Genomic DNA, 19,442 nt, shown 5'->3' on the forward strand with positions numbered 1-19,442 from the left:
CAATCAGGCAGACAGCCGCCAGATCATCAGCGCGATGCCGATGTCCAGGCGGTCATAGGCGTTGTCCAGCGTCAGCCCGCACAGGGCTTCGATGCGCTGGACGCGGTGCGTCAGGGTGTTGCGATGAACCGCGAGCCGCTGGGCGGCGGCCACAAGGTTACCATTCTCGTGGAACCAGGCTTCCAGGGTCGGCATCAGGCTTGGCCCATGGTGCAGGTCGTGGCGCAGCAGCGGCCCCAGGCGTTCACTGAGAAACTGGTCGAGCAGGGCGCGATCACGTACGCCGCTGAGCAGCTTGAGCACCCCCAACTCGTCGTAGACACACAGTCCGGCGCGCTCACTGAACCTTCGCGCAGCCGCCAGCGCCTGGCGCGCTTCATCCAGGGCCTGGGCCAGGCGAGCGGGCGGGTGCGCGGCAGCGCTGAGGCCGATAAACAGTTTCAACGGTGCCAGGCGCAGGTTCAGCGCTTTCAGCCAACCCGCCAACAGCTGACGATTGGCCAATGCCGCGCCGGCGTCCATCGCAGGCAACAGCAACGTCCATTGCCCGGCACGTCCCAGCACGGGCAGCCGCGACGGGTGCTGCGCAGAAAACTGGCTCAGGCGACGGGTAATGGCATCGTGTTGACGGGCCAGTTGCGCCTCGACCACCGGCGCTTCGCCCTGGGCAAACAGCGCATCGCTGCCGTCCAGTTGCAACTGGACAAGCTGCCAATGCCCGGCCAACGGCATGCCCAGCTGTGCGGCGCGGTGCAGCAGCAAATCCAGGGATTGATAATCCCCGGCCAGCAAGCGTTCCAATACATCGTGCCGCGAGCGCCCCAGTTGTTGCGACTGGATCAACGCGGAGCCGATGGCCTGGGTCACCAGCACCATCTTCAACGAGTACGGCTGCTCGATCAGCGGCATACCCGCCTCTTGCGCCGCGTCCAGCAAGCGTTGGGGAACGGCCTGGATATAGTCCGGGCCCGTGAGGATCACCAGGCCGGCCACCTGGCGCTGACAGGCTTCGTCCAGCAATACCAGCAGGTTGGCCTCGTCCCTTGGGTGATTGATGCCGGTGACGAACACCAGTTCGCCGCCCAGCACCCACTCGGCGATGCCGGTGTTTTCCGCGACATAGGGCCAACGCACCGTGTTCTCCAGGCCGGCTTCCCCGGCCCGCAGGCACATCGACTCCAGCCCGGGCAAGGCCAGCACATCGGCGACCGTCAGGCTCATGCCTGGGCGTCAGCCAAAGGTGCCCGCACCCGTAGCACGCTGGTCAGTACGATGTAGGTCAGCGACGCCGCCACAATCCCCACCAAGGGCGCGACCCAGGGTGAGTGAAAGGCCAGCACCGTACCCACGGCATAGGCGATCAGCCCCGGCCAGTTGAACGCTGGCAGGCGTGTGTCGGCCAGGCGCGGGTATCGGCCGCGATAGCGATAGAAGAAGTCCGCCATGATCACCCCGCCAATCGGCGGAATCACCGTGCCCAGCAGGATCAGGTAGGGCACCAGCATGTCGTACATACCCAGCAGTGCCAGCAGGGTGCCGATCACTGCGCCGGCCAGGGTCACCGTTTTGCGGCGTTTGGTGCGCAGCAGGTTGCAGCCGGCAACGGCGAAGTTGTAGATGGTGTTGTCCTGGGTGCTCCAGATGTTCAGTAACAGCATCGCCATGGCGGCCATGGCAAAACCTTGCAGCAGCAACACCTCGACCACGTCGGGCTGCTGGTAGACGATGGCGCCGTAGGCACCGATCAGTACCATCAAGCCGTTGCCGATAAAGAAACCGATCAGGCTGGCCAGCACCGCGACCTTGGCCGAGCGCGAGAACCGGGTCCAGTTGGTGGCCTGGGTCGCGCCGCTGACAAACGTACCGAACACCAGCGTGATAGCGGTGGACATATCCAGCTCACCGGTCGGCACCACCGCCAGTAAGCCATCCAGCCCGCCGACCTTGGCGGTGGCGATCCACATCGACAGAAACAGCAGAATGCACATGGCCGGCACCGCGATGTAGGACAGAATCTCCAGCCCGCGGTACCCGACATAGGCGGTGGCGCAAAACAGCAGACCAAACAGCACCATCAATCCCAGCACGCTGCCCTGGCTTAACCCGAAGTATTTGCCCAGCACCACCGCCGCGGTGGCGGTGCCCCAGGCGTACCAGCCGATCTGGGTGAGGCCGAGGATCAAGTCGCTCAGCTTGCTGCCCACTTCGCCGAAGCAGAAGCGTCCCATCAGTACCGAATTCAAACCGCTCTTGAAGGCGATGTAACCCAGGCCTGCGGCGTAGATACCCAACAACAGGTTACCCAGGGCCACGACACCGAGCATCTGGGTAAAGCTGAAGGCCACCCCCAGCTTGCCGCCGGCGAACATGGTTGCGGTAAAAAACGTAAAGCCCAGCAACACCATGGCGGTGGAGGCCAGGCCTTTGCGGGCATGCATGGGCACCTCGCTGAGAGGGTAGTCATTGCCCGGTTCGTTCTGCGTCATGTGCCTTTCTCCCTGAATGAGTGACGCAGGCCTATTGCACCCCGCGTGCCAAGTGCAAGGCAGTGACAGGCGCACGGTCAGCACTGTGCAGGTTGCACAGTATTTATAGCCAAATCAGGGGAGCACGCAGGAGTGATTGGTCTTTCTGCCCAGGCAGGCGCGAAAGCGGTGCAGGGGTGATACAAATTGGATCACCCGTTGTTCAATCGAACAGGGTCTGGGTGGTTTCCCCGCGATGAAACGCAAAGGCGGCTTCAAGGTCGCTTTCGATGGTGCGGCCACGGGACAACGGCGGCAGTTCGTCGAGGCTGAAGAAGCCGACTTCGGTGGTTTCGAAACCGGCCATCGGAGCCAGTTGGTCAACCCGTTCGCACAGGAAATACAGCTTGTAGAAGTCCCGGATATCCGGCCGGTACAAGCCTTTGGCCTTATGGGTAACGCTGTACAGCGCCTTTGCGGTGACGGTCAGCCCGGCCTCTTCGCGGATCTCCTTGATGATGTTTTCAGCGGCCGACAATCCTATATCCGCATAACCCCCGGGCAGTGCCCAGCAGCCGTCCGTCAGCTCACGCACCAACAGGATCCGGTCACCGTCGATCACTGCGCCCCGCACATCAATCATCGGCGTTGAATAGCGCTGGGCAAAATCCGTCACCAGCCCGGTGATGCGCTCCAACGGCACGTCGCCCAACTGCGCGAGCATGCTGTGGGCGATCTGGGCGATTTCCTCAAGGCGCTCGCGCTCGAAGTCATCGGTGCAGAAGTGCAGCCCCGTGGAGGCCAAGGCTTGCAAGCGCTTGGCCTGGGCCAGCCAGGTGTTTTCCATGGGGGGCTCCTTCAGTGAGCGGCAGTGAGGTCTTTTTGCATATAAACCCGACGCAGCCCGTTTTCCTCGGCCCGATGGGTTTCCACGTAACCTTTGCGCGTATACAGCGCGATGTTTTCGGTCATTGCCTCGTTGGTATAGAGGCGTACGAGGCCCTGATGGGCTTGCTGTTCGGTGAACTCAAGCAGCAGGCGCCCGTAACCCAAACCCTGGGCACGGGGGGCGACGGCGAGGTTATCCAGCAGCAGGTACTCGTCGTGAGGGATCAGCACCACAAAGCCATGCACCTGGCCCGCGCTGTCCAGCACGTGCACCCGTGCAGCAGCGACCTGTTGGCGATAATCATCCAGCATCGGCCCCGGCTTGCGCCCGATGCGTTCGATGTAAGGGGAGTAAGCGGCGTGGACGATGGCCTCGATGGCAGCGATATCGTCAACGGTGGCGGGGCGGATAAGGATGGGCATCGCTGCGGGCTTCCAGAAGTCACGTGTGGTGAGGGGAGAAGCCCTCTCACCACAGGTTTTTTTACATCATCGGCTTATTCGCCGCGATAAATGCAGCCACTGGTGCAGGTCTCATGGATACGAATCGCGCTGAGTTCCGGCAACAACGGTTTCAATTCATTCCAGATCCACTTGGCCAGCACTTCGCTGGTGGGGTTTTCAAGGCCCGGGATGTCATTGAGGTAATTGTGGTCGAGGCGTTCGTAGAGCGGCTTGAAAATCGCCTTGATCTCCGAGAAGTCACGGATCCAGCCGGTATGCGGGTCGAGGTCGCCGCTGAGGTGGATCGCCACCTTGAACGAATGGCCATGCAGGCGCCCGCACTTGTGGCCGTCGGGCACGTGGGGCAGGCGGTGGGCGGATTCGAAGGTAAATTCTTTGAAGATTTCCACAGTATTTTCAGCTCGGTCAGGTGTCTGGCAGGCGGCGAGTTTAACAGCTTGATCCCTGGCCGCGCACACCGCTTGATCAGAGGGCCAGCAGGCGCTCGCCCAATTGGCCGTTATCCGCCAGTTGCAAAAACTCATCGCCCAGCCGCTGGCTTTCACTCATTGCGGTTTGCCAGTACTTGTTGCGGCCCGGGTCGTCGCCCATGAAGCGCTTGAAGTCGCTGCGGTCCGGCAGTTTGCCGTAGGGCAGGCGGGCCAGGTATTCCTTCGACGGCGCCAGCAGCAGTACATCCTGCAGGCCCTGTTGATTGGCACGGCGCCACGGCAAGCCTTTGTCGAACCAGCCGGGGATGACCCGGTCGGTGAAGTGCGGGTACAGCACGATGTCATCGCCGTGGTAGGGCAGGTCGAGGTGGTAGTCCAGCAGGCCACCGTCGCGGTACGTGCCGGCGCCGGCTCCCGGCAGGTCGCGCACACCTTGCATCACCATGGGGATCGAGCCGGACGCCAGCAGCGCCTGGCGCAGGTTGCCCAGTTCCAGACTGAGGAAGCGCGAGGGGAAATCCGTGAGTGTATGCAGCGGCGGCGCCTGGCGCGGGTCGTGGACAATCAGCCGTTCGAAATGCCGTGACAGCCGGGCGCGGCCCCGCAGGTTGTCGGCGATCACCGAGGACAGCCCCAAACCGAGGCGGCCGCGATGATCGTCGGCGAGCAGGCCGTGGCTTTTGACCACCATGATGTTCAGCCGATAGTTCGGGTTGTCGAGCACCCGGGCATCACGGCCGGCCAGCAGGTCATCGAGCATGCGCACGCAGCTCTGGCTGACTTCGGCCATGGTCACGCCTTTGGCAAAGCGTTGTTCGTTATACAGCCGGCCCAGGTCGAGCAGGCCCTGCACCGGGTCGGGCAGGCACGCACTGGCAAACCGCCAGGAGCCAATCGAAGCGCCGATCAGCGCGCGTTCACGTGGCGCGCGGGGCAGCCAGTCACCGAACAGCGCCAGGTCCAGACCCTGGATGCCCAGGGCCTTGGGGCCGCCGGCGGCGCCGGGTAGGATGCCGACATCGGCAGGTACAAGCCCCTGCTGGCGAATGCGTGCGAAGGCGCGTTTGCCGGCCTTGAGGGTCAAAGCGGGGAACTTCATATGGATAGCTGTCATACCGGTCTCATTTACCGCGAGTGGGGCAGTATAGAAAATCTTGCCCGGTTGCAGGCAAAGGTGTTGCCCGGAATTGCCATGGTGGCAATTCAGTTTCAGTTAAGTTGGATCCAGTACGGTGAGCCCCGTAGGCAAAATATCCTGAAACGGAGACTCACCATGAAAACCCTCACAGCCTTGATCGCCAGCAGTATTATCGCCCTCACCGCCGGCATCGCCCAGGCCCGCGACCTGGGGCCGGACGAGGCACTGAAATTGCGCGACGCTGGTACCATTGTGTCTTTCGAGAAGCTCAATGCCATTGCACTGGCTAAACATCCCGGCGCCACCGTGCATGAAACCGAGCTTGAAGAGGAATACGGCAAGTACCTGTATCAGGTTGAACTGCGCGACGCCCAGGGCGTTGAGTGGGACCTGGAATTGGACGCTGTCACCGGGGCCGTCCTCAAGGATCATCAGGATACGTAATGAAGGCAAATCTACGCACCAGCGTTCAAGTGGCGCTGGTGCTCCTGGCATTTTGCTCAGGCCTGGCCGCTCGGGACCTGGGCCAGGACGAAGCGCTGCGCCTGCGCCAGAAGGGCGTGATCGCGCCGCTTGAGCATCTGCTGGGGCCCGCGTTCGAGCGCTACCCGGGCGCCAAGTTGCTCGACGCCGAGCTTGAAGAGCACAAGGACCGCCCTGTGCGCTATATCTATGAAATCGAACTGTTGACGGTGGAAGGCGTGGTGCGCGAGATCGAACTCGACGCCAACACCGGTCAACTGCTCAAAGACAAGGAAGACGACTGATGCGCCTGCTTCTGGTGGAAGACCACGTACCCCTGGCCGATGAGCTGATGGCCGGCCTCAATCGCCAGGGCTATGCCGTCGACTGGCTGGCAGACGGGCGTGATGCGGTGTATCAGGGGCGCAGCGAGCCCTACGACTTGATCATTCTGGACCTCGGCCTGCCGGGTTTGCCCGGGCTTGAGGTGTTGACCCAATGGCGGGCCGCCGGCCTGGCAACGCCGGTGCTGATCCTCACCGCCCGCGACTCCTGGGCCGAGCGCATCGAAGGGCTGAAGGCCGGGGCCGACGATTACCTGAGCAAACCGTTCCATCCCGAAGAATTGCACCTGCGTGTTCAAGCCTTGCTGCGCCGGTCCCATGGCCAAGCCAATCAGCCCACCTTGCAGGCCGCCGGCTTGCATCTGGATGAAGGGCGCCAGTGCGTGATGCGTGATGGCGAGGAGATCCAGCTGACCGCCGCTGAATTCCGGTTGTTGCGCTATTTCATGCTGCACCCCGAGCAAATCCTTTCAAAAAGCCACTTGGCCGAACACTTGTATGACGGCGAGACCGAGCGTGATTCCAATGTGCTGGAAGTCCACGTCAATCACCTGCGCCGCAAATTGGGCCGCAGCGTGATCGAGACCCGGCGCGGCCAGGGTTACCGGTTCGGCGCGAGCCCTGCATGAAGTCGATCCAGCGACGCCTGAGCCTGGGGTTGATCAGTGTGATGGTGATCGTCGGCCTGGTGCTGGCGCAGACCAGTCTGTGGTTGTTCGAAATGGGTTTGCAACGCTATCTGGAGTCCGGCTTGCGCAACGACAGCGAGAACCTGCTGGTGGCGCTGGTGCGCGGGCCCACGGGCGTGCAACTGGATGAGCAACGGTTGTCGCCGGCTTATCAGCGGCCGTTTTCCGGTCATTATTTCCGTATCGACTTTGCCGACACTCATTGGCGTTCCCGTTCGCTGTGGGACCAGGAGCTGCCGCAACTGCCCCAGGCCGGGCTCAAGGGCAACCTGCAATTGGGCCCGGAAGGCCAGAAGCTGCTGGTGTTGCGTTCGGACTACAAGCGTTTTGGCCAATCGATTTCCATCAGCGTGGCCCAGGACTACACCCCGGTCAGGGAAAGCTTTCGCCTGATGCGCCAGATTGGCCTGGTGCTCGGGTTGGCGGCGCTGTTGCTGATCCTGATCCTGCAACGGGTCACCGTGCGCCGCGCCTTGCGCCCGCTGGAGACTGCGCGTAACCAGATCGCTCAACTGCAACAAGGCCAGCGCTCGCAACTGGACACCCAGGTACCGGTTGAGCTGGAGCCGCTGGTGGCGCAGATCAACCATTTGCTGGCCCACACCGAAGACAGCCTCAAACGCTCGCGCAATGCCCTGGGCAACCTCGGCCATGCCTTGAAAACCCCGTTGGCGGTGTTGCTGAGTGTGGCGTCCAGCGAACAACTCAAGGACCATCCACACCTGAGCAAGCTGCTGCGCGAACAACTGGAGCAGGTGCAGAAGCGGCTTAACCGCGAACTCAATCGGGCCCGTTTGGCCGGCGAAACGCTGCCGGGTGCCTTGTTTGACTGCGATGGCGAATTGCCGGGGCTGCTGGCGACCTTGAACATGATCCATGGCGAACACCTGGATTTGAGCTACCGCGTACGGCCCGGTCTGCAACTGCCGTGGGACCGCGAGGACGTGCTGGAACTGTTGGGCAACCTGCTGGACAACGGGTGTAAGTGGGCGGATGCCGAGATTGTGTTGAGCATCAGCGAAACCCCGGAAGGCTTTCAGTTGGCGGTGGAAGATGACGGGCCGGGGATTCCCGAGAGCCAGCGCGATCAAGTGTTCAGCCGGGGCACCCGGCTGGATGAGCAGACTGATGGCCACGGCCTGGGGCTGGGGATCGTGCGGGATATCGTCGAGGTGTGGGGCGGGGTGCTTCTGTTGCAGGAAAGCGAACTGGGCGGGCTGAAGGTCGTTATCGACCTGCCACGCCGCCAGGGCTGATACACCGTAGAGCAAAGTGTGGGAGCGGGCTTGCTCGCGAAGGCGGCGTGTCAGTCACTGGATTAATTGACTGATACACCGCCTTCGCGAGCAAGCCCGCTCCCACATTGGATCTTCATCACAGGGTGATCTGTGTACCTCATCAAACCCTGAACTGATCCATCAGGCCCTGCTGCTGATTGGCCAAACTGTTCAACGCCTGGCTGACCCGCGCCGACTCATTTGCCTGCTCCGACAACGACTCCGTCACGTCCCGAATGGTCGCCACGTTGTTGTTGATCTCCTCGGCCACTGCGCTTTGCTCTTCGGCGGCGCTGGCGATTTGCAGGTTCATGTCGCTGATTACCGTCACCGCCTCGCCGATCTGGCGCAACGCGGTCACGGCCTGGCCCACCTGTTCGACGCTGCCCTGGGCCTGGCGATGGCTGTTGCCCATGGAACCCACTACTTCCTGGGTGCCGCTTTGCAATTGTTCGATCACCAGGCGGGTTTCTTCAACCGACTCCTGGGTACGTCGCGCCAGGTTGCGCACTTCGTCGGCGACCACCGCAAAGCCGCGACCGGCCTCACCCGCGCGGGCGGCTTCGATGGCGGCGTTCAGCGCCAGCAGGTTGGTCTGCTCGGCAATCGCACGAATCACCTCCAGCACTGAACCGATCTTCTCGCTATTGGCCGCCAGCCCTTCAACCTGGGTCATCGCGGTGCTCATGTCCGCCGCCAGGTGGCCGATGCTGGTGGTGGTGCGGTCGATCACCGTCAAGCCCACACGCGTAGCCTGATCGGCATCGCGGGCGGCCTGTGCGGCCTGGGCTGCGCTGCGGGCGACGTCCTGGGCGGTGGCGCTCATCTCGTGGGAGGCGGTGGCTACCTGGTCGACCTGGCGGTACTGCTGCTCCATGCCGGCGCTGGTTTCGGTGGCAATCGCGGCCGACTGGTCGGCGGTGCCGCGGGCGTCCTGCACCGAGCGTTTGACCTGGGCAATGATCGGCTGCAGCTTGTCGAGGAAGCGGTTGAACCAGCCGGCCAGCTCGCCGAGTTCGTCGTGCTTGTCGTAGGCCAGGCGGCGGGTCAGGTCGCCTTCGCCACTGGCAATGTCTTCCAGCATGCGTGCCACGCCGAGGATCGGCCGCGTCACGCTGCGGGCCATCAGCCACACCAGCAGCAGGCCGACAATCGCCGCCAGCAGGCCAAGGCTCAATTCCAGCAGCGTGCCCTTGGCGTTGTCGGCGTCCAGCTCGGCCTTCAGGGCTTCAGCCGGGGCCACCAGGACTTTTTCCGGCACATCCAGCAGAACGCCCCACGGTTTGCCGTCGGGAATGGGTGTGAATGGCGCCAGCACCTTGAGTTGGTGGTCGGTGCGCACACTGCGGGTTTGGGTGCTGGTCGCCAGCGAACTGATCAACTGCGCGCCGCTGGCGGTGTCGACGGTGTCGAGGCGCTGGCTGAGCTTGCTCGCGTCCGGGCTGTAACCGGCCAGCAGGCCCACCGGGCTGATGATGCTGACGCTGGTCTGGCCGTCATAGAGTTTCTGGCTGGCCTGCTGGCTGACCGCCTGCAGGCTGTTGAGGTTGATGTCCACCGACAGCGACGCGATGACTTTGCCGTTGACCATCAGCGGGAAAACGATGCTGGTCATCAGCACCTTTTGCCCGTCGATCACATAAAAGTAAGGTTCGATCACGCACGGCTTGAGGGTGGTGCGTGGGCAGGTGAACCAGGCGTTGGCTTTTTCGCCGCTGGGTCCGACGCTGGTGTCGGACATGTCGCTTTCGGGCAGCGACATTGAGGTCAGTTTGCCTGCGGTCGGCTGGGACCAGTACAGCGCAAAGCGGCCCTTGTCGTTGCTGCCCAGCTCCTTTTGATTGGCGAACAACTCGTCCTTGCCATCGAGGGCGTTGGCCTCGAACACCAGGGACAGGCCCAGCAAGTCGGGGTTGGCTTGCAGTGCGGCCTTGACTTGATGGGTCAGGTCTTCGCGCAGGTCGAAGGCATCCAGGAAACGTTTCTCGGCTTGTTCGCGCAGGAACAACACCTGCCGGGAAAAGCCGTGGCCATATTGATAGGCGTCCATGAACTGCTGGCGGATGCCCAATGCCTGGACTTCGCCCTGGGCTTTCTGATCTTCTCGGTGTCGGGCATCGTGCGCTGGCGCGACACCGACGACCTGTTCACCGAAGGCATGAAGATGATGGCAATGATCGGCTTCATCATGATCGCCTCCTCGGGCTTTGCCGAAGTACTCAAGGCCACCGGTGAAGTGCAGACCCTCGTGCAGGCTTCGGCGGCGTTTATCGGCCATAGCCGCGGTGTGGGTGCGCTGCTGATGCTGCTGGTGGGTTTGCTGGTAACCATGGGCATCGGCTCGTCGTTTTCCACGGTGCCGATCCTGGCGGCGATCTTTGTGCCGTTGTGCGTGCAACTGGGCTTCAGCCCGTTGGCCATCGTGTGCATCGTCGGCACAGCCGGGGCGCTGGGGGATGCCGGCTCGCCCGCGTCGGACTCCACCCTGGGCCCGACCTCGGGTTTGAATATCGACGGCCAGCATCACCATATCTGGGACACCGTGGTGCCGACGTTCCTGCATTACAACATCCCGCTGCTGGCGTTCGGCTGGTTTGCCGCGATGACCCTCTGACAGGGTTGTCCTACAGATTCAAAGCGCAGGGCCGATAACCTCTCAAGTCTTCCCTAATAAGAGAGAAAAGCCATGCGCCTTAGCCTGAAGGCCAAAGTCCTGTCCCTCGCCGTACTGCCCGTATTGCTGTTTGCCGTGATCATCAGCCTGACCACGGTCTGGATCCTCCAGGAGCAGGCCCGTAAGGAGGTCGAAGAAACCCGCCAAAACCTCCTCAACGACGCCAAGGCCACGCTGCAAAGTTATGTGGAAGTGGCGATGACCACCATCAAGCCGCTCTACGATGCCGCCGCCCCAGGCGACACGACGGCGCGCGCAGAGGTGGTCAAATTGCTGTCCAACACCAGCTATGGCAAGGATGGTTACTTCTTCGGCTACGACTCCGAGACCATTCGCCTGTTCAAGGGCAACAGCCCGGACGGCGTCGGTAAAAGCTTCAAGGACAACCGCGACCCGAATGGCGTCTACGTCAACCGCGACCTTGTGAAAGTCGGCAAGGACGGCACCCACTACCTGCAATACAGCTCGACGCAGCCAGGGCAAACCGAGTTGGTGCCGAAGATGGGCTATACCGAGTACCTGCCCAAGTGGGACATGGTGATCGGTACGTCGGTGAACCTGGACGGCATCGACGCCCAGGTGGCCGAGGTCCAGGTCAAGGTGGAGAAGCGCATGGAAGGCGTGCTGCTGAGCATCATCGGGATTGCCGTGGTGGTGCTGTTGGTCATCGCCGCCGTGGGCATGCTGATGGCCAATACCATCCTGCGGCCGCTGCACCTGATGAAGATCAACCTCGACGACATCGCCGCCGGTGAGGGCGATCTGACCCGCCGGCTGGCCATCACCAGCCAGGATGAGCTCGGGGAACTGGCCGGCTCCTTCAACCGGTTCGTCGACAAGATCCACGGCCTGGTGCGCCAGATCACCGAGATGACCTCCCAGCTTACCGGCCTGGTGAGCCAGGTTTCCGAGCAAGCCAATCGCTCGGAAAAAGCCATGGAGCGCCAGCGCCACGAGACCGATCAGGTGGCCACGGCGATCAACGAAATGTCCTCCGCCGCCCATGAAGTGGCCCGCAGTGCCCAAGGCGCGGCCGTGGCGGCGCAACAGACTGACGCCGAAGGCCAGGCCGCGAAAAAAGTCGTGGACGGCAGCATTGCGCAAATCCATGCCCTGGTGAACGACATCCGCAGCAGCGGTGTGTCCCTGGACAGCTTGCAACAGGACGTGTCGTCGATTGTCAGCGTGCTTGGGGTGATCCGCTCCATCGCCGAACAGACCAACTTGCTGGCCCTCAATGCCGCCATTGAGGCCGCGCGGGCAGGGGAGGCCGGGCGTGGTTTTGCCGTGGTTGCCGATGAAGTGCGTGCCCTGGCCAGCCGAACCCAGCAAAGCACCCAGGAAATCCAGGGCATGATCGACCGCCTGCAAAAAGGCACCGAAGCCGCCGTGGAATCCATGCGCCGCTCCAGCGATGCCGGCGACGGCACCTCGGCCCAGGCGAATGAAGCCGGTGCGTCCCTGGACACCATGGCGCAACTGATCGGCACCATCAACTCGATGAATGCTCAGATCGCCAGCGCCGCCGAAGAACAAACCGCCGTGGCCGAAGAGATCAACCGCAGCGTGCATCAGATTGCGGTGGCGGTGGATACGGTTGCCGATGAAACCCAACAGGGCGCCCAGACCTCTCGCAGCCTGGCGGACCTGGGGCAGCGGTTGGGGCAGTTGGTGGGGCAGTTCAGGATTTGATTGCAGGCTTGAGCCATCGGCAACGTCCTGTTGCCGACGGGCTTGGCTGGATTGATCGATCAGGTCAACAGCGCCAAACGTTCCACCGTCTCCGGAAACTTCGCCACCAGCCGAATCAAGGTGGCCGCCTGAGCATTGGGTGTGGCCCGGCCTTGCTCCCAATTTTCCAGGGTCCGGGTGTTGGTGCGCAGGTACATCGCAAACACCGAGCGCGACAGATTGAGTTGTTGACGCACAGCGACGACTTCGTCGGCAGTGAGCGGTGCCAGTTTGCTCAACTGCACCTTGTGGCTGCGCAGCGTTACCTTGCCTTGTCGTTCATCTGCCAGCGCGTCGAAGCCTTCGACCAGTTCGGAAAAGATGTCACGTTTCATGGGGGTGCCTACGTAGGTTGCGTATAGGTCGGCAACGTTACTGTGGCTCTTGAGAGGGCGATATCAGGAGAGATTGTGTGTAGGGTCAGACAACTCCGCCGTTTCTGTAGGAGCGAGCTTGCTCGCGAAAAACTGAAAGGCGTCGCGTTGTTTCAGATACTCCGCGTCATCGTTAACGACCATCGCGAGCCAGCTTGCTCCTAAAGCGGAAAGCAAAACGGCGCCCTAAGGCGCCGTTTTGTTTACTGCGTTTAACTAAGCGATCAACCCGCCATCACCGCATGCTGCACCAGGGTGAGCAACGGTTGTGGGTAAACGCCCAGGAAGAACGCCAGCAGGGCGATTGCCAGCAGCATCACGCCGCCCGCTTTCTGTTCCCAGTGCAACTCGGCGTCCACACGGCGCAGGTTTGGCTCGATCAGGTACAGGGTCACCATCACGCGCAGGTAATAGAACACGCCGATGGCGCTGCCCAGTACCAGGGAGGCCACCAACCACCATTCGTGGGCTTCAACACCGGTGGCCACGATGTAGAACTTGCCGATGAAGCCGGCGGTCAGCGGGATGCCGGCCAGGGACAGCATCATTACGGTCAGCACGGCGGTCAGGTACGGACGGCGCCAGAACAGGCCGCGGTATTCGTACAGGGCGTCGGCGTCACGGCCTTTGTAAGGCGAGGACATCAGGGTGATCACACCGAATGCACCGAGGCTGGTGATCACGTAGGTGACCAGGTACACGCCGATGGCTTCCATCGCCAGGCCCTTGCTCGCCACCAGGGCGATCAGCAAGTAACCGAAGTGCGCGATGGACGAATAACCCAGCAGACGCTTGAGGTTGTTCTGGGTCAGCGCCAGCAGGTTACCGAACAGGATCGAAGCAATCGCGATGATGGTCAGCACGTTGCTGAGCACACCGGTGTTGGCCGCCGGGGAGATCTGGAACAGGCGCACCATCACGGCAAACACGGCGACTTTCGACGCGGTAGCCAGGAACGCAGCCACCGGCGCCGGGGCGCCTTCGTACACGTCCGGGGTCCACAGGTGGAACGGCACCAGCGACAGCTTGAACGCCAGGCCGATCAGCATCATGGCCAGGCCCAGTTGGGCGATGGGCGCCGGGCTGCCGGAGGCAGCCAGGGCGTGACCGATACCGCTGAAGCTCAGGCTGCCGGCTTCTGCGTAGAGCAGGGCCATACCGAACAACAGGAACGCCGAACCGGCGGCCGACAGCACCATGTACTTGATGCCGGCTTCCAGTGAACGCTTGTTGAAGAAGGCGTACGCCACCAGGCCATAGACCGGGATCGACAGCAGTTCCAGGCCGATGAACAAGCCGGCCAGGTGCTGTGCGCTGACCAGCACGATACCGCCGGTGGCAGCCAGCAGGATCAGCAGGTACAGCTCTTCGCGGTTGCCCGGGTAACCCGTGCCGCCTTCGCCGAGGTAGGCGTGGGCGAGGGTGACGCAGGCCAGGGTGGCCACGAGGATCAACGCGATATACAGCAGCGCGAAGTCATCGACCATCAACAGCGGAGTGACCGCCAGCGGTGCGACCTTGAGTGCCGGGATAATCGACAGCAAGGCCAGGTTCAAACCTGCCACGGAAATCAGGAAGGTCTGCGAGTGGTTGCGGCGCCATGCGATCGCCAGCATCACCACCACAACGGTGAGGCTGGAGATCAGCAGCGGCGCAAGCGCGATAAAGTGTTGGATCGTGAATTCCATAGCGCTCTTACCGGGCCGAAGCGAGTTGAGTGAAGGCGGTGCTGAACCATTGCTGCACGCCATGCATCGTTGCGGCAGAGGTATCCAGGAACGGTTGCGGGTACACGCCGATGAACACCAGCAGTACCGCAAGGCCGAGCACCATGATCAGTTCGCGACCGTCCATGCCGTGCAGCACGGTGTCGGACTTGGCCGGACCGAAGTACGCACGGTGGATCATGATCAGCGAGTAGACCGAACCGAACACCAGGCCGGAGGTGGCGATTGCACTGATCCACGGTGTATGCACGAAGGCACCCATCAGGATCAGGAACTCGCCGATGAAGTTGCCGGTGCCCGGCAAGCCCAGGGAGGCGGCCGCAAAGAACAGGCTGATGGCCGGCAGGTAGGCGATACGCGACCACACGCCACCCATCTCACGCATGTCACGGGTGTGCAGGCGCTCGTACAACTGGCCGCTGAGGATAAACAGTGCCGCGGCCGACACACCGTGAGCCAGCATCTGGATCACCGCGCCTTGCAGCGCCAGTTGGCTGCCGGAGTAGATGCCGATCAGTACGAAACCCATGTGGGAAACGGACGAGAAGGCAATCAGACGCTTGATGTCGGTTTGGGCGAAGGCCAGGAACGCACCGTAGAAGATCCCGATCAGACCGAGGGTCATGGCGATCGGCGCGAACTCGGCCGAGGCATTCGGGAACAGCGGCAGGGCGAAACGCAGCAGGCCGTAGGCCGCCGTCTTCAACAGGATACCGGCGAGGTCCACGGAACCTGCGGTCGGCGCCTGGGCGTGAGCGTCAGGCAACCAGGAGTGGAACGGCACCACCGGCAGCTTCACCGCGAACGCGATGAAGAAGCCCAGCATCAGGATGTACTCGGTGGTCAGGGACATCTTGGTTTTCAACAGGTCGGCGTAGTTGAACGTGATCACGCCCGTGCTGTTGAAGTTGACCAGTACCAGGCCCAGGATCGCCACCAACATGATCAGGCCGGAAGCCTGGGTGAAGATGAAGAACTTGGTCGCCGCGTAGATCCGGGTTTTCTTGCCGTCCGAAGAGCTGTGACCCCAGAGCGCGATGAGGAAGTACATCGGCACCAGCATCATTTCCCAGAAGAAGAAGAACATGAACAGGTCGAGGGCGAGGAACACGCCGACAACGCCGCCCAGGATCCACATCAGGTTCAGGTGGAAGAAGCCCACGTGACGCTGAATTTCTTTCCAGGAGCAGAGTACCGAGAGGATACCCAGCAGGCCGGTCAGCAGGATCATCAACAGCGACAGGCCGTCGAGGGCCAGGTGCACGTTGATGCCGAAGCGCTGGATCCACACGTGCTTGAATTCAAGCGCGAAGGTGGGATCGACACCCGGTGCCGGAGCAAATGAATAGTCGCCATGGGCCCACAGCCAGAGGCCGAGCGCGAGTTCCAGGGACATGGTCAGCAACGCAATCCAGCGGGGGAGGGTGGCGCCGAAGCGTTCACCCATCCAGCAGAGCAGGCCGCCGATAAAGGGGATCAGGATTAGCCAGGGCAGAATCATGACGGGCTCGTTTCCTTTCGCAAGTTCGCAAAGTTCGCAATGTGCATAGTCAGACCGCGACCACGATGATGGCGCCGATTACCAGGACGGCACCGGCCGCCATGGAAGCTGCATACCAGCGCAATTGGCCGGTCTCGCTGCGGCTCAGGGCGGTGTGACCGGCCTTGGCGGCACGCGGGATCAAACCGATGGTCTGGTCGAGCGGGTCTTTGCGCAGTACGTGGCTGATGGCTAGGTAAGGCTTGACGAACAGTTTGTCGTAGATCCAGTCGAAGCCCCAGGCAGCGAACCACCAGGCCGAAAGGAAGCGGCCAATGCCACTGTTGGCGATGGCAGTGACGAAGCGACGCTTGCCGAGGAACAGCAGGGCAGCCAGCAGGATACCGGCCAGGGCGATGGCACCCGAGGCGATTTCCAGGCTGTGCTTGGCGGCGCCGCCGGCATGGCCAGCGCTTTCCGGCAGTACACCGGCCAGAGGCGGGGTGATCATGGCGCCGACAAAAGTCGACAGGACGATCAGCACCGACAGTGGCAGCCAGTGGGAAATGCCATGGCCTGCGTGGGCTTCAGTCTTGGCTTCACCGTGGAACGTGATGAAGATCAGGCGGAAGGTGTACAGCGAGGTCATGAACGCACCCACCAGGCCGGCATACAGCAGGCCGTGGTTACCGCTGGCAAAGGCTTCCCAGAGGATTTCGTCTTTCGAGTAGAAACCTGCGGTCACCAGTGGCAGGGCCGACAAGGCCGCGCCGCCGACGATGAAGCTGGCGTAGGCCAACGGCAATTTCTTCCACAGGCCGCCCATCTTGAAGATGTTCTGCTCGTGGTGGCAGGCAACGATCACCGCACCGGACGCCAGGAACAGCAGGGCCTTGAAGAAGGCGTGGGTCATCAGGTGGAAGATCGCGCCGTCCCAGGCACCCACGCCCAGGGCCAGGAACATGTAGCCGATCTGGCTCATGGTCGAGTAGGCGAGGATACGCTTGATGTCGGTCTGAACCAGGGCCGCGAAGCCGGCCAGTACCAGGGTCACGCCACCCACCAGGCCCACCAGATGCAGAATCTCCGGCGCCAGGGTGAACAGGCCGTGGGTACGGGCAATCAGGTACACACCGGCAGTGACCATGGTTGCGGCGTGGATCAGTGCCGAAACCGGGGTAGGGCCGGCCATTGCATCCGCCAGCCAGGTTTGCAGCGGCAGTTGTGCGGATTTACCCACAGCGCCACCCAGCAGCATCAGGGTCGCCAGGGTGATCCAGAAGTCGCCGACCTGGAATTTCTGCGGTGCCAGCACCAGCAGTTCCTGGATGTTCAGCGTGCCCACCTGTTGGAACAGGATGAACAGGCCGATGGCCATGAACACGTCGCCGATCCGGGTCACGATAAAGGCTTTGAGTGCGGCGTTACCGTTGTTGCGGTTGCTGTAGTAGAAACCGATCAACAGGTACGAGCACAGGCCCACGCCTTCCCAGCCGAAGTACAGGAACAACAGGTTATCGCCCAGCACCAGGAACAGCATGCTGGCGATAAACAGGTTGGTGTAGGCGAAGAAGCGCGAGTAACCGGCTTCACCGCGCATGTACCAGGACGCGAACAGGTGGATCAGGAAGCCCACACCCACCACCACGCCAAGCATGGTGATCGACAGGCCGTCGACGTAGAGGGCGAAGTTGGGCTTGAAGCCCTCCACCGACATCCACTGCCACAACACCAGGGTGTAGTGACCGCCTTCAGGCGGCGCGACGTTGAATTGCCAGATGACGTAGGCGGCGACAATCGCCGACAGGCCAATGGACCCCACACCGACCAGGGCCGAGAGGTTTTCCGACCAGCGTCCACGGGAGAACGACAGCAGCAGGAAACCGATCAGGGGAAATACGAAAGTCAGAAAGATCATGTTCATCCGCGCATCTCACTGGCAGCGTCGATATCAAGCGTGTGGAAGCGACGATACAGTTGCAGCAGGATCGCCAGGCCAATACTGGCCTCGGCGGCTGCCAGGCTGATCACCAGGATGAACATCACTTGTCCATCCGGCTGGCCCCAACGGCTACCGGCCACGATGAACGCGAGTGCTGCGGCGTTCATCATGATTTCCAGGCTCATCAACACGAACAGAATGTTGCGGCGAACCATCAGGCCGACCAGGCCAAGGCAGAACAGGATGCCGGCAACCGCCAGACCATGCTCCAAAGGGATAGCAGGCATCGTCATTGCTCCTTGGCTTCGTTGCGGCCCAAGTGGAAGGCAGTGATGGCTGCAGCGAGCAGCAGCATCGAAGCCAGTTCGACCACCAGCAGGTACGGGCCGAACAGGCTGATGCCCACGGCTTTCGCGTCTACGGTGGTGTGGCCGATGGCCTGGCCGCTCTGGTGAGCGAACAGCACATACAGCAGTTCACCCAGCAGCAGGGCTGCGAGGATCACCGGGCCGAGCCAGATGCCGGGCTTGAGCCAGACGCGTTCCTGGGCGACCGAAGCCGGCCCCAGGTTGAGCATCATCACCACAAACACGAACAGCACCATGATGGCGCCGGCGTAGGCGATCACTTCCAGCACACCGGCGAACGGTGCGCCGAGGCTGAAGAAGGTCATGGCCACGGCGATCAGCGAAATGATCAGGTAGAGCAGGGCGTGCACGGGGTTAGTGTTGGTGATCACGCGAAGCGTGGACACCACTGCAATACCCGATGCGAAATAGAAAGCGAATTCCATCTTTCTTCCTTAAGGCAGCAAGCTCTTCACGTTGATCGGCTCGGCTTCGTTTTGTGCGGCGCCTTTCGGCTTACCGGCAACGGCCATACCTGCAACACGATAGAAGTTGTAATCAGGGTTTTTACCGGGACCAGAGATCAGCAGATCTTCTTTCTCGTACACCAGGTCCTGACGTTTGAACTCGGCCATCTCGAAATCCGGTGTCAGCTGGATCGCGGTGGTCGGGCAAGCTTCCTCGCAGAGGCCGCAGAAAATGCAGCGCGAGAAGTTGATGCGGAAGAAGTCCGGATACCAGCGACCGTCTTCGGTTTCAGCTTTCTGCAGCGAGATGCAACCCACCGGGCACGCCACGGCGCACAGGTTACAGGCCACGCAGCGCTCTTCGCCGTCGGGGTCGCGGGTCAGGACAATGCGGCCGCGATAACGCGGCGGCAGGTACACCGCTTCTTCCGGGTATTGCAGGGTGTCGCGTTTGCGAAAGCCGTGACCGAACACCATCACCAGGCTTCGCAACTGGGTACCGGTACCCTTAACGATGTCGCCAATATATTTGAACATGGGT

The 19,442-nt window shown here is 61.9% G+C and carries 19 protein-coding genes and 3 pseudogenes; 7 read left to right on the forward strand and 15 right to left on the reverse strand.

The genetic code is table 11. The features are described 5' to 3' along the window. Positions 1-3: 3 nt before the first annotated feature. The 6 genes from HX855_RS08390 to HX855_RS08415 form a co-directional block, all read right to left on the reverse strand. The gene (locus HX855_RS08390) at positions 4-1,221 is read right to left on the reverse strand and encodes a PucR family transcriptional regulator ligand-binding domain-containing protein (RefSeq protein WP_177090062.1); all 1,218 of its coding nucleotides are present in this window, start codon (positions 1,219-1,221) and stop codon (positions 4-6) included. Next, positions 1,218-2,486, reverse strand: coding sequence for a cytosine permease (gene codB / locus HX855_RS08395; RefSeq protein WP_177090061.1), 1,269 nt, complete (start codon positions 2,484-2,486; stop codon positions 1,218-1,220). The genes HX855_RS08390 and codB overlap by 4 nt, the downstream gene beginning before the upstream one ends. A gap of 202 nt (positions 2,487-2,688) precedes the next feature. Beyond that, positions 2,689-3,312 carry an NUDIX hydrolase gene (locus HX855_RS08400; RefSeq protein ID WP_177090060.1) on the reverse strand — a complete coding sequence of 208 codons (624 nt, stop codon included), beginning with the start codon at positions 3,310-3,312 and terminating at the stop codon, positions 2,689-2,691. An 11-nt stretch (positions 3,313-3,323) separates the two neighbouring features. Next, positions 3,324-3,776 (reverse strand): GNAT family N-acetyltransferase, encoded by a 453-nt coding sequence (locus tag HX855_RS08405; RefSeq protein WP_177090059.1) that lies wholly within the window; start codon positions 3,774-3,776, stop codon positions 3,324-3,326. Between the two features lie 74 nt (positions 3,777-3,850). Beyond that, entirely contained in the window at positions 3,851-4,207 is a 357-nt protein-coding gene (queD, locus tag HX855_RS08410; protein ID WP_003173033.1) for a 6-carboxytetrahydropterin synthase QueD, read from the reverse strand. Between the two features lie 76 nt (positions 4,208-4,283). Beyond that, on the reverse strand, positions 4,284-5,363 hold the full coding sequence (locus HX855_RS08415; protein WP_177090058.1) for a patatin-like phospholipase family protein: 1,080 nt from the start codon (positions 5,361-5,363) through the stop codon (positions 4,284-4,286). Between the two features lie 159 nt (positions 5,364-5,522). Here HX855_RS08415 and HX855_RS08420 point away from each other — a divergent pair, with 159 nt between their 5' ends. The 4 genes from HX855_RS08420 to HX855_RS08435 are packed head-to-tail and all read left to right on the forward strand — an operon-like array spanning position 5,523 to position 8,138. Next, complete coding sequence (locus tag HX855_RS08420; protein WP_177090057.1) at positions 5,523-5,831, forward strand: PepSY domain-containing protein; 309 nt, start codon at positions 5,523-5,525, stop codon at positions 5,829-5,831. Continuing rightward, complete coding sequence (locus tag HX855_RS08425; RefSeq protein WP_177090056.1) at positions 5,831-6,154, forward strand: PepSY domain-containing protein; 324 nt, start codon at positions 5,831-5,833, stop codon at positions 6,152-6,154. Before HX855_RS08420 ends, HX855_RS08425 begins: the two co-directional genes overlap by 1 nt. Next, complete coding sequence (locus HX855_RS08430) at positions 6,154-6,822, forward strand: response regulator transcription factor (protein WP_076016748.1); 669 nt, start codon at positions 6,154-6,156, stop codon at positions 6,820-6,822. The genes HX855_RS08425 and HX855_RS08430 overlap by 1 nt, the downstream gene beginning before the upstream one ends. Further along, a complete protein-coding gene (locus tag HX855_RS08435; protein ID WP_177090055.1) occupies positions 6,819-8,138 on the forward strand; it encodes a sensor histidine kinase in 1,320 nt (439 codons plus the stop codon). The genes HX855_RS08430 and HX855_RS08435 overlap by 4 nt, the downstream gene beginning before the upstream one ends. 142 nt (positions 8,139-8,280) lie before the next feature. Here HX855_RS08435 and HX855_RS33825 read toward each other — a convergent pair whose 3' ends face one another. Continuing rightward, entirely contained in the window at positions 8,281-9,036 is a 756-nt protein-coding gene (locus tag HX855_RS33825) for a methyl-accepting chemotaxis protein (RefSeq protein ID WP_375140067.1), read from the reverse strand. 102 nt (positions 9,037-9,138) lie between these two features. Beyond that, positions 9,139-10,209 (reverse strand): annotated as a pseudogene (locus HX855_RS33830) (HAMP domain-containing protein); the annotation flags it as partial. A gap of 39 nt (positions 10,210-10,248) precedes the next feature. Here HX855_RS33830 and HX855_RS08445 point away from each other — a divergent pair. The 3 genes and pseudogenes from HX855_RS08445 to HX855_RS33840 all read left to right on the forward strand — a co-directional run. Then, a pseudogene (locus tag HX855_RS08445) lies at positions 10,249-10,773 on the forward strand (Na+/H+ antiporter NhaC family protein); the annotation flags it as partial. 72 nt (positions 10,774-10,845) lie between these two features. Then, positions 10,846-11,667, forward strand: a pseudogene (locus tag HX855_RS33835) (cache domain-containing protein); the annotation flags it as partial. A 102-nt stretch (positions 11,668-11,769) separates the two neighbouring features. Then, entirely contained in the window at positions 11,770-12,525 is a 756-nt protein-coding gene (locus tag HX855_RS33840) for a methyl-accepting chemotaxis protein (RefSeq protein WP_375140068.1), read from the forward strand. 59 nt (positions 12,526-12,584) lie between these two features. Here HX855_RS33840 and HX855_RS08455 read toward each other — a convergent pair whose 3' ends face one another. The 7 genes from HX855_RS08455 to nuoI all read right to left on the reverse strand — a co-directional run bounded on the left by HX855_RS08455 (position 12,585) and on the right by nuoI (position 19,438). Beyond that, positions 12,585-12,899, reverse strand: coding sequence for a DNA-binding transcriptional regulator (locus HX855_RS08455; protein ID WP_102604535.1), 315 nt, complete (start codon positions 12,897-12,899; stop codon positions 12,585-12,587). A gap of 263 nt (positions 12,900-13,162) precedes the next feature. Continuing rightward, the gene (nuoN, locus tag HX855_RS08460; RefSeq protein ID WP_017476148.1) at positions 13,163-14,626 is read right to left on the reverse strand and encodes an NADH-quinone oxidoreductase subunit NuoN; all 1,464 of its coding nucleotides are present in this window, start codon (positions 14,624-14,626) and stop codon (positions 13,163-13,165) included. 7 nt (positions 14,627-14,633) lie between these two features. Further along, on the reverse strand, positions 14,634-16,166 hold the full coding sequence (gene nuoM, locus HX855_RS08465) for an NADH-quinone oxidoreductase subunit M (protein ID WP_017476147.1): 1,533 nt from the start codon (positions 16,164-16,166) through the stop codon (positions 14,634-14,636). A gap of 49 nt (positions 16,167-16,215) precedes the next feature. Next, positions 16,216-18,069, reverse strand: coding sequence for an NADH-quinone oxidoreductase subunit L (gene nuoL / locus HX855_RS08470; protein WP_177090052.1), 1,854 nt, complete (start codon positions 18,067-18,069; stop codon positions 16,216-16,218). After that, a complete protein-coding gene (gene nuoK / locus HX855_RS08475; protein WP_003219560.1) occupies positions 18,066-18,374 on the reverse strand; it encodes an NADH-quinone oxidoreductase subunit NuoK in 309 nt (102 codons plus the stop codon). The genes nuoL and nuoK overlap by 4 nt, the downstream gene beginning before the upstream one ends. A 2-nt stretch (positions 18,375-18,376) precedes the next feature. Next, positions 18,377-18,880, reverse strand: coding sequence for an NADH-quinone oxidoreductase subunit J (gene nuoJ, locus HX855_RS08480; RefSeq protein WP_003219561.1), 504 nt, complete (start codon positions 18,878-18,880; stop codon positions 18,377-18,379). A gap of 9 nt (positions 18,881-18,889) precedes the next feature. Further along, the gene (gene nuoI, locus HX855_RS08485; protein WP_003174725.1) at positions 18,890-19,438 is read right to left on the reverse strand and encodes an NADH-quinone oxidoreductase subunit NuoI; all 549 of its coding nucleotides are present in this window, start codon (positions 19,436-19,438) and stop codon (positions 18,890-18,892) included. Between the last annotated feature and the right edge of the window lie 4 nt (positions 19,439-19,442).

Source organism: Pseudomonas sp. IPO3778 (genome assembly GCF_013386825.1).
Taxonomy (GTDB): domain Bacteria; phylum Pseudomonadota; class Gammaproteobacteria; order Pseudomonadales; family Pseudomonadaceae; genus Aquipseudomonas.

Excerpts from the sequence above, each read along its gene's own strand:
- HX855_RS08390 (WP_177090062.1), bottom strand. The coding sequence starts at position 1,221 with ATGAGCCTGACGGTCGCCGATGTGCTGGCCTTGCCCGGGCTGGAGTCG.
- codB (WP_177090061.1), bottom strand. The coding sequence starts at position 2,486 with ATGACGCAGAACGAACCGGGCAATGACTACCCTCTCAGCGAGGTGCCC.
- HX855_RS08400 (WP_177090060.1), bottom strand. The coding sequence starts at position 3,312 with ATGGAAAACACCTGGCTGGCCCAGGCCAAGCGCTTGCAAGCCTTGGCC.
- HX855_RS08405 (WP_177090059.1), bottom strand. The coding sequence starts at position 3,776 with ATGCCCATCCTTATCCGCCCCGCCACCGTTGACGATATCGCTGCCATC.
- HX855_RS08415 (WP_177090058.1), bottom strand. The coding sequence starts at position 5,363 with ATGACAGCTATCCATATGAAGTTCCCCGCTTTGACCCTCAAGGCCGGC.
- HX855_RS08420 (WP_177090057.1), top strand. The coding sequence starts at position 5,523 with ATGAAAACCCTCACAGCCTTGATCGCCAGCAGTATTATCGCCCTCACC.
- HX855_RS08425 (WP_177090056.1), top strand. The coding sequence starts at position 5,831 with ATGAAGGCAAATCTACGCACCAGCGTTCAAGTGGCGCTGGTGCTCCTG.
- HX855_RS08430 (WP_076016748.1), top strand. The coding sequence starts at position 6,154 with ATGCGCCTGCTTCTGGTGGAAGACCACGTACCCCTGGCCGATGAGCTG.
- HX855_RS08435 (WP_177090055.1), top strand. The coding sequence starts at position 6,819 with ATGAAGTCGATCCAGCGACGCCTGAGCCTGGGGTTGATCAGTGTGATG.
- HX855_RS33825 (WP_375140067.1), bottom strand. The coding sequence starts at position 9,036 with ATGGAGCAGCAGTACCGCCAGGTCGACCAGGTAGCCACCGCCTCCCAC.
- HX855_RS33840 (WP_375140068.1), top strand. The coding sequence starts at position 11,770 with ATGGAGCGCCAGCGCCACGAGACCGATCAGGTGGCCACGGCGATCAAC.
- HX855_RS08455 (WP_102604535.1), bottom strand. The coding sequence starts at position 12,899 with ATGAAACGTGACATCTTTTCCGAACTGGTCGAAGGCTTCGACGCGCTG.
- nuoN (WP_017476148.1), bottom strand. The coding sequence starts at position 14,626 with ATGGAATTCACGATCCAACACTTTATCGCGCTTGCGCCGCTGCTGATC.
- nuoM (WP_017476147.1), bottom strand. The coding sequence starts at position 16,166 with ATGATTCTGCCCTGGCTAATCCTGATCCCCTTTATCGGCGGCCTGCTC.
- nuoL (WP_177090052.1), bottom strand. The coding sequence starts at position 18,069 with ATGAACATGATCTTTCTGACTTTCGTATTTCCCCTGATCGGTTTCCTG.
- nuoK (WP_003219560.1), bottom strand. The coding sequence starts at position 18,374 with ATGCCTGCTATCCCTTTGGAGCATGGTCTGGCGGTTGCCGGCATCCTG.
- nuoJ (WP_003219561.1), bottom strand. The coding sequence starts at position 18,880 with ATGGAATTCGCTTTCTATTTCGCATCGGGTATTGCAGTGGTGTCCACG.
- nuoI (WP_003174725.1), bottom strand. The coding sequence starts at position 19,438 with ATGTTCAAATATATTGGCGACATCGTTAAGGGTACCGGTACCCAGTTG.